Origin of the sequence: Corynebacterium pilosum DSM 20521 = CIP 103422 (genome assembly GCF_000373805.1) — a bacterium.
Taxonomy (GTDB): domain Bacteria; phylum Actinomycetota; class Actinomycetes; order Mycobacteriales; family Mycobacteriaceae; genus Corynebacterium; species Corynebacterium pilosum.
On record NZ_KB892439.1, the window covers coordinates 39635 to 53707 of the forward strand.

The following is a 14073-nucleotide window of genomic DNA, read 5'->3' on the forward strand; positions in this document are numbered from 1 at the left end:
TTTTACCCCTAGAGTTGTTGACATAACACCAAATGAATGGAGTGAGCACATGTCTACCTCAGACCACGACGCACCCGCACAAAACGCATCACCGGACGGCGAGTTCGTCCGCGACACCACCTATATCGAAGACCGCATCGTCGCCGATCTCCCCGCCGGTTCCGAGCCACAGCAACAAGAAGACGGAACCTTCCACTGGCCAGTCGAGCCAGGCCGTTACCGCTTGATAGCTGCCCGCGCCTGCCCATGGGCGCACCGCACCATCATCACCCGCCGCCTCCTCGGGCTGGAGGACGTGATTTCACTTGGGCTGGCAGGCCCGACCCACGGCAAGAGCTCCTGGAAGTTTGACCTGGATCCAGAAGAGAAGGACCCCGTCACCGGACTGCACCGCCTGCAGGAGGCCTACTTCAACCGCTTCCCCGACTACCCGCGCGGGATCACCGTCCCAGCGATTGTTGAGGAGAAAACCGCGAAGGTAGTCACCAATAACTTCCCCCAGATCCCAGTCGATTTCATCGATCAGTGGTCCGAATTCCACCGCGAAGGCGCCCCTGACCTCTACCCGGAGCACCTGCGCGAGGAGATGGAGCCAATCATCACCGAGATTTACCACGAGGTAAACAATGGCGTGTACCGCTGTGGCTTCGCCGGTTCGCAGGAGGCATATGACGCCGCCTATGAGCGCCTCTGGAAGGCATTGGACTGGCTCGAAGATCGCTTATCGACGAGGCGCTACCTGATGGGCGAGCACATCACCCTGGTAGATATCTACTTCTTCCCCACCCTGGTGCGCTTTGATCCGGTGTACTACTCCCACTTCAAGTGCTCCCGCCACAAGATCACCGAGATGCCCAACCTCTGGGGCTACCTCAAGGAGCTCTTCCAGATCCCAGGCTTCGGCGACACCACCGACTTCCAGGAGATCAAGGAGCACTACTTCATCACCCATGCTGAGGTGAACCCGACGCAGATCGTCCCAGTGGGCCCCGACATGTCGTCGATCATGGAGCCACACGGGCGCGACCATCTGCCAGGCTCCCCCTTCGCGGAGGGCACCGTCCTACCTGGCCCGGTCCCTGCCGGCGAAGAAGTAAAGCACCCGGAGCCTTTCCAGCGCCCCTAAGCGAATGGTGTGCTTGCCGCGTCGAGAGCTTCCACTGTCTCTTCAGACAGGGTGAGCTCACCGGCAGCCATCAGAGAATCGAGCTGGTCGACGCGCGAGACCGACGCCACAGGTGCGGTGACCCCCTTGGCCAGCAACCATGCCAGCGCAACCGTCGCGGGTTCGGCCCCGGCTTCGTCGGCACGCGCAACCAGCGTATCGATGAGAGCGAATGCCTCGTCGCTCGCGTAGCCTTCGGCCATCCCCGCGCGGGCCGCACCACTGAGGTCATCGGCGCTGCGGTACTTGCCGGTCAGCATGCCCGAGGCCAGCGCGAAGTATGGAAAGACGGAGGCACCAAACTCTGTGGCGATCGGCTGATAACCTTCTTCAAATTCCTTCCTGTGCAGCAGCGAGTACTGGTTTTGCATCGCCACCGGCTGCGCGCTGGTCCCCTCTGAAGCCTTAAAGAAGGCCCGCATCCGCTCCGGCGTATAGTTCGACAGGCCCAGGTAGCGAATCTTTCCCGCCTCGATCAGGTCATTAGCGATGGCGACCTGCTCGTCGATAGCCACCTCTTCATCGTCCCAGTGGTAGTAAAACAGGTCGATCGTCTCGATCCCGAGGCGACGCAGTGACCCTTCGACGGCATCCGTCGTCGCCCGGCGAGAGCGGCCGTTAACCCCATCAAGCCCACCGGATTTTGTGGCCACATGAAAGTTCTGCGGTTTGCGCGACGCCAGCCACTGGCCGATAAGTTCCTCCGACTCTCCCCCGGCATTGCCCTCAGCCCAGTTCGAGTAGGAGTCCGCTGTATCGACGAAGTTGCCGCCCCGCTCCGTGAAACCATCCAGGATGGCGAAAGTGGCATCTTTGTCCGCGGTCCAGCCGAAGGGGTTGCCGCCGAGATTGAGTGGATAAATGTCTATGTCAGTATTGGTGATATGAGCCATGCCCCCACACTAACCACTAATATTTAAGATTCAACCGAATCCGACTTATGATCTTTGTATGAACAAGACCCGCTGGCTAAACGAAAAAGAAACAGACACGTGGCTTGCGCTCTGGGCCGTCTCCTCTTGGATGCCTACCCGCCTCGACGAGCAGCTCAAGGCCGACAGCGAAATGAACTTGCACGATTACTTCACGCTCGCGCAGGTATCGCTTGCCGACGAAGGCCGCCTCACCATGACGGAGCTGGCATGCCGCACGCAGATGTCGCCTTCTAGGCTCTCCCACGTGGTAGGCCGCTTGGAAAAACGCAACCTGATGCAGCGCACCCCAGATCAGGAGGATCGCCGCACCAATATTGCCTCAATCACCCCTCAGGGTTGGGAGTTCTTGGACTGCGCGGCGCCAGGGCATGTGGAACGCGTCCGCGAAATCGTGTTTGACGCGCTCACCGCTGAAGAAGCGGAGCAGCTTGGGTCGCTGATGCACAAGATTCTGGTGAAGCTGAATCCGCCGACCCTCCCCCGCGCCTAGGCACTAATCGCCGTGGTTGCGTGAGCGTGTGGCACCAGCCCAAATATTGATACCAGCGTCTACCGCCACCTCATCGATCGCACTGAGCTCCTCTTCTGAGAAGTCCAGGTTGTCCAGCGCATCCAGGTTATGGTCGAGCTGCTCGGCACTAGATGCGCCGACAAGTGCACTGGTGACGGTTTCCTCGCCTTGGTCGCGCAGTACCCACGCGATGGCCATCTGTGCCAGTGACTGGCCACGTTCCGCAGCAATATCGTTCAACGCCCGCACCATGGTCAGGTTCTCGTCGCTAAGCATGTCCTTGGACAAAGACTTTCCGGCGGCCGCGCGCGAGTTCGCAGGTACGCCGTCCAGGTAGCGGTCGGTGAGCAATCCCTGCGCCAGAGGCGAGAAGGCGATCACCCCCAGCCCGTTGGCGGCTGCCGATTCCAGCAGAGACTCATCGTCCTCACCAGGTTCCTCCACCCAGCGGTTCACCATGGAGTAGCTGGGCTGATGGATCAACAGCGGGCAGCCTTCCTCGGACATGAATTCGGCTGCCTCCGCCGTCAGCTCTGGACCATAGGAAGAAATGCCCACGTAGAGCGCCTTTCCGCTGGCCACGATGTCGCGCAAGGCGTACATCGTCTCTTCCAGCGGGGTGTCCGGGTCTGGGCGGTGGTGGTAGAAAATATCCACATAGTCCACACCCAAACGTTCAAGGGACTGATCCAGCGAGCTCATCAGGTATTTGCGCGACCCACCGAAACCGTAGGGCCCATCCCACATGTTCCAGCCGGCCTTGGACGAAATGATCATCTCGTCGCGATGCGCCTTGAAGTCTTCGCGCAGAATCCGCCCGAAGTTAATCTCCGCGCTTCCCGCTGGCGGACCGTAATTGTTCGCCAAGTCGAAGTGGGTCACGCCGCGGTCGAATGCGCGGCGGATCGTAGTGCGCTGCGATTCCAGCGTCTTGTCATCACCGAAGTTGTGCCACAAACCAAGAGACACCCCAGGCAGTTTTAGCCCGGAGTGTCCCACGGTGCGGTAGTCCATCTCGGCGTAGCGATCAGGGTGCGGAGTATAAGTAGTCATACCTCCATAGTGCCGAAAGATTGCTACTTTTTCATCGAGGTGGAGCCCTCGTCGTCAAGCGCCATTTCCTCTGCGACGTCCTGCTGGACGGATTCCCACAGCTGCTTTCCGTCCACGCGGGAATCGCGCGCGAGCCCGCGGACCTCCTGCTTTTCCTCACCGCTGAGATCCGGGGTCTCTGGGTCCAGCTTCTGCTCGGCCAGCTCGGTCAGGCGATCACGCACGTCCGCCTCGCGGTTGATGCGGGCGTGATTCTTGATCCAGGAGATAGACGTGACGACGGTCATCACCATGCCGATATAACCGATAACCGGGTAGACCCAGCCCAGCAGGTTGGAGAAGCCCAGGAAGGACACAACGAAGCCGGCTAGGGTCACCGCGAAGAACACGACGCGGAATTTTTCAGGCCTGTTCGTCGTAATGCGACGTGCCAGGGCGTAGAACATGCCGATCGCGGTGTTGTAGATCATCGCGTAAATGATCCAGGACACGACGAAGCCGACCGCCGGGTGCAGGGAATCGAAGACACCGAGCAGTGGCAGGTCCAAGCCTCCGACCTGGTCGATGTTGAAGAAGATCACGAATGCTAGGACCAGCAACATCACGGAGAAGATGATGCCGCCCAGGATGCCGCCGCGGAAAGCCGCGCGTGACGACGACTGGTTACCACCAATCACCAGCATCATGGAAACACCCAGCATCAACGCCATGGCGGTGTAGTTCACTGCGGATAGGAGCCAGTGCCCCATCGCGGAGTCTTGCTGCATCGCAATCTCATTGAGGTGCGAGGTGTCATCCGGGAAGTTCATCAAAGTGATCACGAACGCCACGAAAATGGCGATGATGATAAACGGCGTAATCGCCGAAATCACGTTGGTGATCTTGTCTACGTCCAGCAGTCCGGAAATCAGGACGAGGACCGTCATGATGCAGGCGCCGATCCACGTCGGCCAGCCGAACTGCTGGTTCAGGTTGGAACCAGCGCCGGCCAGCATGACAAAACCGATCGCAAATAGGGTGATCACGGTGGTGATGTCCAAGAACTTCGACACGTATGGGTGCGAAACGTTTTTGAACACCGTGTTGTGGTCACCAGCAAGGAAGTGCGAGCCCAGCTGGAATAGAACAGCGCCGGAAAACACCATGACGATGCCGGCGATGACCACGCCGATTAAGCCTTTATAACCAAAAGAGACGAAGTATTGCACAACTTCTTGGCCCGTAGCGAACCCGGCACCAACGAGAAGTCCCACAAATGCCAGGGCAATAGTGATACTTCTTTTCACGAATTACCAATCCTTCGAAATATAGGAAAATGAATTTTAACGTTAACCAACGTACAGCTTTTCCTATGACTTCGCGAATGATTAACGCCCTTGCGCTGCTACGATCTTCTTTTTCACCGGTCCATCAGGCAGTTCATCGACCTGTTCCGGGCTGAGCAAACGCGCCAAAGCGGACAGGTCCGCGGTGACCGGTTCGACGGTAATCGTCCCCGGTTTCTCCCATTCGCCGGTGTAATCCTCATGGTCGGGATCCAGGTGCGGGTGGTCGGCCAGCTCGAAAGAATTCTCCGCGTCCTGATCCAGTTCTGCCGCTACTTCCTCTTGGACCGACTGCCACAGCGCGGAATCTTCCATATGGGATTCGTCGACAAGCTCGAGCACCTCCTTGCGCTCCTGCATGGTGAGATCGTCGGTCTCAGGGTCCAGCTTGGATTCTGCTAGCTCTGCCAAGCGTTCGCGGCGGCTGGTCTCTTCCACGATGTCGCCGCGGCTCTTGATCCAGGAGATGGTCAAGATCGCAACGAGCGCTATACCCAAATATCCCAGCACTGGATAGACCCAGCTGACCAGGGACTGGAACGGGACGAAAGACAAGAGGAACCCGACAGCCAGGGTACCGAAGTACCACTTCTTAAAGTTGCCCGGATTCTTCGCAGACATCCGACGACCAATGCCATAGAACATGCCGACTGCGGTGTTATAAATCATCGCGTAGATGATCAGCGCGACCACGGTGCCGACAACGGGGTGGAAGTTGTCGAAAACCATCAGCAGCGGCATGTCAGAACCGACGACGCCCTCCATGTTGAAAAACAGCACGAACACCAAAATGACCAACAGCGAAGAAAACACCATGCCGCCGATAAGTCCACCGGTTCCCGCGTGCCGGGGATTCATGTGTGAACCTGCGATCACCAAAATCATGGACACGCCACAGATCGTTGCTAGGCCGGCATAGTTCAACGCGGAGAGCAGCCAGTTACCAAATACACCAGCGGCGGCGGTGTTCTCCTTCGACAGCTCATTCAGCGCTTCGATATCAACGTCGCCAAAACTGTAGATGGTGTAGATCAGCGAGCCCACCACCGCGATGATCAGCAGCGGGGTGATCATGGAGATCACGTTGGTCAGCTTCTCCACGTTCAAAAAACCGGAGATGATCAGCAAGACCGTCATGATGACAGACCCCACCCACACCGGCAGGTCAAACTGCTGCGCCAAGTTCGATCCGGCGCCCGCCAGCATCACAAACCCGATGCAGAACAGTGTGAGAAGAGTCGACCAATCGAGGAAACGGGACACATTGGGGTGAGACACATTGTTGTAGACGGCCGAGTGATCGTCGGCAAGAAAATAGCTTCCCAGCTGGAACAAGACGGCACCCGCGACGACCAACATGATGGCCGCGAAGATCGTGCCGATCATCCCCATCGTGCCGTAGGCGACGAAATATTGGATGACTTCCTGCCCAGACGCGAAGCCCGCGCCCACCAGAAGGCCGACATAAGCAAGAGCAATGGTGATTGATTTTCTCATGCGATAGAGGTCCCCATCCTCCTTCGGCGGCGGGCGCAGTGGCCGAACAAGGATGTTTATTGAAAACAGAAATCGCCCGCGGGTTTAAAAACTACCGGAAACCTATTAGGCTTTCAGCAATTCCGCGGGCGATTTCGGTGTTTAGTTAGGCCAATTTCTTCGCGATCAGCTCATTCACCTGCTTCGGATCAGCCTTACCCTTCGTCGCCTTCATCACGGCACCGACGATCGCGCCGGTGACCTTCGTGTTGCCTGCCTTGTACTTTTCGACGATATCCGGGTTAGCGGCCAGTGCCTCGTCGACAGCCGCCTCGATAGCGCCGTCGTCACGCACGACCTCCAAACCGCGCTTAGCGACGACCTCATCAACGTTGCCCTCGCCCTCGATCACACCATCGAGCGCCTGACGAGCCAACTTGGTGGTTAACTTACCTTCCTTGACAAGCTCGACGACGCGGGCCACGTCAGCCGGAGTCACGCCGAGCGCGTCCAAGTCCTTATCCAGCTCATTGGCCTTACCCGAGAGGTAGGACACCCACCATGCGCGTGCCTCGTCCGGGGTGGTACCAGCCTCGACCGTGTCGACGACCAAGTCCAGCGCACCAGCGTTGACCAAGTCACGGAACTCAGCCTCTGGCAGCTGCCACTCCTCCTGGATGCGGGCGCGACGCACCCACGGCATCTCCGGCAGCGTGGCGCGAATCTCTTCGACCCATTCCGCAGGGGCGAAGACTGGAGGCAGGTCCGGATCGTTGAAGTAACGGTAGTCGTCGGAGTTCTCCTTCGGGCGACCCTTCGAGGTGGTGCCGTCCGTCTCCTGGTAGTGACGCGTTTCCTGAACGATCTCTTCCCCATTGACGATGGCCTGGGCCTGGCGCTGCATCTCAAAACGCACGGCCTGCTCCACAGACTTCAGGGAGTTGATGTTCTTGGTCTCCGTGCGGGTACCAAACTCTTCCTGGCCGTGCGGGCGCAGGGACACGTTTGCGTCGCAGCGCATGGTGCCTTGGTCCATGCGGCCGTCCGACACGCCGATAGCGCGCACGAGCTCACGGATAGCGCCCACATAGGCGCGTGCAATCTCCGGCATGCGCTCGCCCGCGCCGAGGATCGGCTTCGTCACGATCTCAATCAGCGGCACACCCGCGCGGTTGCAGTCCACCAAGGATGCCGTAGCACCATGGATACGGCCGGAGGTGCCACCGATGTGGGTGAGCTTGCCGGTGTCTTCCTCCATGTGGGCGCGCTCAATTTCAACGCGCCACTCGGTACCATCATCAAGCAGGACGTCCAGGTAGCCGTCGTAAGCGATGGGCTCGTCGTACTGCGAAATCTGGTAGTTCTTCGGCTGGTCTGGGTAGAAGTAGTTCTTGCGCGCGAACCGGGAGGATTCTGCAATCTTGCAGTTCAACGCCAGCCCAATCTTGATGGCCCACTCGACGCCCTTGGCGTTGACCACGGGCAGCGCACCGGGCAGGCCGAGCGACACCGGGTCAATATTCGAGTTCGGCTCTGCACCAAAGTGGGCGGAGGCGGTCGAGAACATCTTGGTCTCTGTTGCAAGCTCGACGTGCACCTCAAGGCCCATCACTGGGTCAAACTTTTCGAGGACGTCGTCGTAATCCATCAGGTCATACGCAGTCATGGCAGATAGTCTAGTTCCCGCCTACTCCGCGTGCTGTGTGAGGGTGCCACGTTGTGCGGCGCGGTTATCGATGCTGCGGAACACCATCGCCACCACGGCACCTGACAGGTTGTGCCACACCGAAAATACCGCAGCCGGCAGAGCAGCCAACGGGGTCATGTACTGGGTAGCCAAGGACGCCGCCAAACCAGAATTCTGCATCCCCACCTCCACGGCCATCGTGCGGCGCGTGGTCTCCGGCTGGCGCGTGAACTTGCCAGTGAGGTAGCCCAGCAGGTACCCGAAAGTATTGTGCAGAATCACAGCGACCAGCACCGTCAGGCCGGCGGTGGCCAGCTGATCACGCGAACCGGACACGACGATCGCCACGATCATCGAAATGGCGATCACCGAAGCCCACGGCAGCACCGGAAGCACGGCCTTGACAACACCAGGCAGCAGCAGGCGCACAACAAGTCCAGCGACAACCGGGACCAACACCACCTGCACGATGGACCACGCCATCGCACCGGCAGAAACATCCATCATCTCGCCGGCCAGCCACAACGTAAGCAGCGGGGTGAAAATTGGTGCGAACAGCGTCGACACCGAGGTCATCGTCACCGACAGCGCAACATCGCCGCGCGAGAGGTAGCTCACCACATTCGACGAGGTTCCACCCGGAGAGCACCCCACCAGGATCACACCCACAGCCACCTCCGCGGGGAGTCGCAGCAGCCAGACGACGATGATCGCCAGCAGCGGCATGATCACATACTGCGCCACCACGCCGATGAATACCGGCAGAGGCCGCTTAAACACGAGAGCGAAGTCCACCGGCTGCAGGGTCAGACCCATACCGAACATGATGATGCCCAGCAGCGGAGTCACCCACCCCGAAATAGGTGCCACAACATCTGGCGCTAGGTAGCCAATCAGCCCGCCAACGATCACGAGGGCTGGAAATCCTAACGTAGCGATATACGCCGAACGATCTTGCTGAGTTTCCATAAAGTGCTATCTTATCCCGCCGCTTTCCACCCCGTACCATAGCACCATGGCTACTTCCCTCCCAGCGCACATCATGCGCGGCGGCACCAGTCGCGGAGTTTTCCTCCGCATGGCGGACTTGCCTGGAACGCAGGCGCTTAACGACGAGCTCTGCCTCCGTCTCATCGGCGCACCGGATCCGGTGGCTTTCGACGGTTTAGGCGGCGGGGTCTCCTCCAACTCCAAGGTGATGTTCGTGGGCCCAAGCGACAGCGATGACGCCGAGGTGACCAGTCTGTTTGCCCAGGTCTCCCCCACTAAAAGAATCGTGGATTGGAATGGCAACTGCGGCAATTTGACCGCAGCGATCCTGCCCTATGCCAGAGATATCGGCCTGATCCCCGAACAAGATTCGGTGATCGTGCGCAATCTGAATTCGGGCACGCTGATGGAGGTCACTGAGACTCAGACGCGTTTCTTAAAGCCCGGGGGTGAAAAGACTGTGAGCATCTTCCCTCTGGGCCGCGTTACCGAGGTAAAAGGCGTTCCGATGACACTGATCGATGTGGCCAACCCCATCGCCATCGTGCGCGCCCACGATATCGGCGTCTCCTTGACCACCCGCGACGAGATGAATGCCGATCCGAAGCTTCTCGGGCTGCTTGAGAGTTATCGCGCTGAGGCCGGTCGGATGATGGGGCTGGATTCCACGGTGATTCCACGCCTCGCGCTGAACGACGGCAATCGGGTGTTCATGACCAGCGTGGGCATCATCCACCACGCCCTGCCTGCCACCGGGATCCTCGCGCTTGGTGCGGCGACGGCACTTGGTGGCACGGTTTTTGAGGGCGGGTACGCGTTCAACCACCCGAAGGGTGAGGTCACCGTCGAAGCGTCTGCCGACGGCGATGACCTGCACTGGGTCGCCCTGAAACGCACCGCGCGCACCATCATGCGCGGTGAGGTGTTCGTTTAGGAGAACATGGCCTTTGCGGTCTTGTAACGGTGCTTCGGCACAGTCTTGAGTTCGCCAACGGCCTCCTCCAGGGACACCAGCTCAATATCTTCGCCGTGCAGTGCCACGGAGGTACCGAAGTTACCCTCGTGCGCAGCCCGTGCCGCCGCAACACCATAACGGGTGGCAAGCACGCGGTCATAAGCGGTGGGGGTGCCGCCACGCTGAATGTGGCCAAGCACGGTGGTGCGCACGTCATAGCCGGTGCGCTTCTGGATCTCATCTCCGATGATCTGGCCCATGCCGGTAAACGTCTTGTGGCCGAACTCATCTTCCTCGCCCAGGCCAGCATCCATGGTGCCTTCCTTCGGCACGGCGCCCTCGGCGACCACGATGATGCCGTACTTCTCACCCATCTGGAAGCGACGTTCCATGGCCTTGGTGATCTCGGCGATGTCGAAAGGCTCCTCAGGGATCACGGTGTAGTGCGCGCCGCCTGCCATGCCGGCGTGCAGGGCGATCCAGCCCACGTGGCGGCCCATGACCTCGACGATGAGGATGCGGTTATGCGATTCCGCAGTAGTGTGCAGACGGTCGATCGCATCGGTGGCCACCGACACTGCGGTATCAAAACCGAAGGTGTAGTCGGTCGCGTTCACGTCATTATCAATGGTCTTTGGCACGCCCACCACAGGAATGCCATTGTCGGAGAGCCACTTCGCGCCCTTCAGAGTACCTTCGCCACCGATGGCGATTAGCGCGTCCACCTCCGCTTCGGCGAGGTTTTCCTTGATTTGGTCCAAGCCAGCTTTGAACTTGTCTGGATGCAGGCGACCAGTGCCTAGAATCGTGCCACCGCGCAACAGAATCGAGTCAATGAAGTGATCGTCGTACAGCTGCATACGCTTGTCTTCCAGCAAACCTACCCAACCGTCGAGGTAGCCCACGCAGGTGGAGCCGAACTCGGTGTTGGCGGTGCGGACAACTCCGCGGATAACAGCGTTGAGGCCGGGGCAGTCGCCACCGGATGTCAGTGTAGCTAGTCGCATAGGTTCAACCCTAGCGGTTTCGGGGCTGAATGTCCGAGCGGAAGAAGAAAGAGGCTACCAATCCCACAAACATCACCGCGGCCATGATCAACATGGTGTCCGCCGTCGCCTGCTCAACGCCAAGGTTTGGCAGCCACGCGCTCATCGCCCCGCCGATGATGGCCACACCCACAACACTGCCCACCTGGCGCACCGTGTTGTAGGCGCCTGAAGCCGCACCCGCCATGTGTTCGGGGATCGTCCGCATGGTTGTCGCAGCATTCGGCGCCCAGATGAACGCACTACCCACGCCTTTCAGCGCGGTGATCCCGATCATCCACCACACCGATCCCCCAGTGCTCATGATCCACCACGCCCACACCATGGAGGCAGTCATCGTCGCAAAGCCAATCGCCCCGAGCACCTTGGGATCAACCCTGTCCGCGGCTTCGCCGACGAAGGGTGTGAGGATGAGGGCGACGATCGACATCGGCACGGTCAGCAGCCCCGCAGTGACCGCGTCGACGCCGCGGCCGTCCTGCAGCCAATACATGATGGGGATGAACTGCGCCGCCACGGCAAAACCCATCGCGGCGATCCCCACCGAGCCCAGGGTGAAGTTGCGGTTGGCGAACAGGCCCAGCGGCAAGAGGGCCTGGTCTCCCCCGCTGCGCTGCAGCCAGAAAAACACCAGGAGCGCAAGCGTTCCGACGATCACCGCTGCCCACGAGCCGTACTGGATCCCATAGACCACACCGCCAAGGCCCAACAGCGACACGATCACGCTTGGCGCATCAATGCGTGCGGGCGTCGTCGATAAGCGTGGAACCCATGCGAAGGCCAGGCCGAGCGCAACGATGCCGAACGCGACCTGGGCGACGAACGTGGCGCGCCAGCCGGCGCCGTCGACGACCGCGCCCGCGAAGACCGGCCCGATCAAGGAGCCCACTGAGCCGACCACTCCCCACACCGCATAGGCGGGTCCGCGCGTTTCTGCGGGGAACACGCGGCCAATCACGCCGAAGGCCTGCGGCAGGAAAGCTGCAGCTCCGAGGCCCTGGATGGCTCGCGCGATGATCAACACGCTAAACGACGAAGAACCCGCCGCCAATGCCATTCCCACCAGATAGACCGCCAGGCCCAGAAGGTACATGCAGCGCTGGCCGACGCGGTCCCCCAGCCGGCCGGTCACCAACATGGGGACCACGGTGAACAGCAGGTAGATGCTGGTGATCCAGACGGAGTCGCCCACTCCCGCCGGCAGATGTGGGGTGATGACGGGAACGATGGCCTGGTCGGCCATCACCAAGAAGTAACCGAGTGAGAGCGCGCTTAGCGCCTTCCACCGGCTATTCTTCCTCTTCGTCGTCTGGGACATCTAGGGCCTGATCTTCTTCCTCCACGAGGACACCGTCGACATCCCATATTATGCGGTCCTCGGGAAGCAGCTCTGGGTGGGAGGTGCTGATGATCACAACCCCCGGGTAGTCGGCCACGAAAGCGAAGAACTTGTCGAGCCCCTCCTGGTCCAGCTGGTGATCCACGTCCTCAAAGACCAGCAGTGGAGGGTCGTTCATGATGGCGCGTGCCACCTTGAGCCGCATCACATCGCCAATGGTCCAGGGTGCGCCGTCGTTCTTCAGCTGGCGGGTCAAGCCCTTTTCGTCGTTAGCGACGGTCTCGGTCAGGTCAACCTTCGCCAAGATATCGGCCACCTGTTCGTCGGTGGCGGTAGGAAAACGGAACTTCAGCAAGCGCGAAACTGAGCCGCGCTCCAGCGGAATGTGGTCCGAGGCAAATCCGACGAGGGCGCGCCGCACCTTCTCCGGGGCCAGCCCGAAATCGAACCCATCCACATAGAACTGGTCCTCCACATGAGAGGAGAGAAGAGCGGAGAACACCATGCGCACCTGCGAAGGGTCCGAGGCCACGATCTCCACGATCTGCCCCTCTTTGGCGTGAAGCGGGTCCACCAAGTAATCGTTGACTACTAGGTGATCCACGTTCACGGGGCCGAAGTCCAGCGTAGAAATATCCGCGCCCGTCTTATCCCACGCGCGCTGGCGACGCTGCTCTCGGTCCTTGAGGCGGTCGGCCTTCTCTAGCAGTGGGCCAAGGATGCGGGTGGCAGCCTTGTAGTTCTGGCGGTATTCGACGACGCGGCCGAGGTCGGTCACCGGCGTAGCCAGAACGCCCAACAGCGTCATCGCTGAGGCCACCGTGGCGGCATCCGCCAAACCCCGGTCGGCCACCAGCACGACGAGGACGGTGCAAAACGACGCTGCCATGGCCGTCAACGCGCGCGTGAGCCCGGTAATCCAGGCGCGGTCTACGGCCGCACCGACCACCTTGTCGGACTGCTTATCAATCTGCTTCAACTCGCGCGCAACCGCACCAGAGGCACGCACCGATTCGCTGGCCATGACCGTATCCGCGATGCGGGCAGAGAGTCGGCCACGCTGTCGTCTTAAAGCGCGCGAGCGGTTGAAGGTCACCTGAGACAGGATCGGGATCGCCGCGCCGATCAGGATCAGCGGGATGGCCACACCCAGCCCGATCTCACGGTCCAACACAAGCAAGGCAATGACGACGACGCCGATCAGCGGAATTCCCGTGACCAGCGGCACAATCCCCATGGCGATCCAGTTGCGCACTGCCGAAAGGTCATTGGATGCGCGCGTCACCGTCACGCCTAGCGAACCCGAGTAGTCAGATCCGCCTACCGACGAAGTGATCAGGCGGTGCCGCTGCTCAAATACATAATCTTGACCAAGATCCTCGGCGACAACGCGTTCGATCCAACGCGCCACACCGATGCCCACTGCGGAGCCGACCAAAGCAGCAATGTCCCACGAATCGGTCTGCACATTCGCGCTCAACAACGCGTCAACGGACAACGCCATGATCAGCGCGAGAACAGCTTGCAAAACGCCGAGGGCAACCAAGGCGACAAAGAGTCCTCGGCGCCGCCCGGCCCAAATCGGAGGCAT

Annotated in this window: 12 protein-coding genes; 3 read left to right on the forward strand and 9 right to left on the reverse strand. The window is 60.2% G+C overall.

Translation table 11 applies throughout. The features are described from left to right. The first annotated feature begins 49 nt into the window (after positions 1 to 49). Complete coding sequence (locus B097_RS0101680) at positions 50 to 1126, forward strand: glutathione S-transferase family protein (RefSeq protein ID WP_018580799.1); 1077 nt, start codon at positions 50 to 52, stop codon at positions 1124 to 1126. On the opposite strand, the gene B097_RS0101685 is transcribed toward B097_RS0101680, so the two are convergent. Continuing rightward, positions 1123 to 2058 (reverse strand): aldo/keto reductase, encoded by a 936-nt coding sequence (locus B097_RS0101685; RefSeq protein ID WP_018580800.1) that lies wholly within the window; start codon positions 2056 to 2058, stop codon positions 1123 to 1125. The genes B097_RS0101680 and B097_RS0101685 overlap by 4 nt on opposite strands. A 58-nt stretch (positions 2059 to 2116) precedes the next feature. Here B097_RS0101685 and B097_RS0101690 point away from each other — a divergent pair, with 58 nt between their 5' ends. Beyond that, positions 2117 to 2590 carry a MarR family winged helix-turn-helix transcriptional regulator gene (locus B097_RS0101690; protein WP_018580801.1) on the forward strand — a complete coding sequence of 158 codons (474 nt, stop codon included), beginning with the start codon at positions 2117 to 2119 and terminating at the stop codon, positions 2588 to 2590. Between the two features lie 3 nt (positions 2591 to 2593). Here the strand turns inward: B097_RS0101690 and mgrA are convergent, their stop codons facing one another. The 5 genes from mgrA to B097_RS0101715 all read right to left on the reverse strand — a co-directional run bounded on the left by mgrA (position 2594) and on the right by B097_RS0101715 (position 9121). Next, the gene (gene mgrA / locus B097_RS0101695) at positions 2594 to 3664 is read right to left on the reverse strand and encodes an L-glyceraldehyde 3-phosphate reductase (protein WP_018580802.1); all 1071 of its coding nucleotides are present in this window, start codon (positions 3662 to 3664) and stop codon (positions 2594 to 2596) included. Between the two features lie 23 nt (positions 3665 to 3687). Further along, a complete protein-coding gene (locus tag B097_RS0101700) occupies positions 3688 to 4950 on the reverse strand; it encodes a YkvI family membrane protein (protein WP_040429230.1) in 1263 nt (420 codons plus the stop codon). Positions 4951 to 5031: 81 nt separating this feature from the next. Beyond that, positions 5032 to 6486, reverse strand: coding sequence for a YkvI family membrane protein (locus B097_RS0101705; RefSeq protein WP_018580804.1), 1455 nt, complete (start codon positions 6484 to 6486; stop codon positions 5032 to 5034). A gap of 145 nt (positions 6487 to 6631) precedes the next feature. Then, positions 6632 to 8131 (reverse strand): Asp-tRNA(Asn)/Glu-tRNA(Gln) amidotransferase subunit GatB, encoded by a 1500-nt coding sequence (gene gatB, locus B097_RS0101710; protein WP_018580805.1) that lies wholly within the window; start codon positions 8129 to 8131, stop codon positions 6632 to 6634. Positions 8132 to 8152: 21 nt separating this feature from the next. Continuing rightward, complete coding sequence (locus B097_RS0101715) at positions 8153 to 9121, reverse strand: bile acid:sodium symporter family protein (protein ID WP_018580806.1); 969 nt, start codon at positions 9119 to 9121, stop codon at positions 8153 to 8155. A gap of 46 nt (positions 9122 to 9167) precedes the next feature. Here B097_RS0101715 and B097_RS12295 point away from each other — a divergent pair, with 46 nt between their 5' ends. After that, a complete protein-coding gene (locus B097_RS12295) occupies positions 9168 to 10076 on the forward strand; it encodes a PrpF domain-containing protein (protein ID WP_018580807.1) in 909 nt (302 codons plus the stop codon). Here the strand turns inward: B097_RS12295 and B097_RS0101725 are convergent. From B097_RS0101725 to B097_RS0101735, 3 genes are read right to left on the reverse strand one after another with little or no spacing between them, the layout of a single operon-like run. Then, positions 10073 to 11104, reverse strand: coding sequence for a 6-phosphofructokinase (locus B097_RS0101725; protein ID WP_018580808.1), 1032 nt, complete (start codon positions 11102 to 11104; stop codon positions 10073 to 10075). The genes B097_RS12295 and B097_RS0101725 overlap by 4 nt on opposite strands. A 10-nt stretch (positions 11105 to 11114) precedes the next feature. Beyond that, positions 11115 to 12461, reverse strand: a complete 1347-nt coding sequence (locus B097_RS0101730; RefSeq protein ID WP_026254224.1) for an MFS transporter — start codon at positions 12459 to 12461, stop codon at positions 11115 to 11117. Continuing rightward, on the reverse strand, positions 12433 to 14073 hold the full coding sequence (locus tag B097_RS0101735; protein WP_040429232.1) for an ABC transporter transmembrane domain-containing protein: 1641 nt from the start codon (positions 14071 to 14073) through the stop codon (positions 12433 to 12435). The genes B097_RS0101730 and B097_RS0101735 overlap by 29 nt, the downstream gene beginning before the upstream one ends.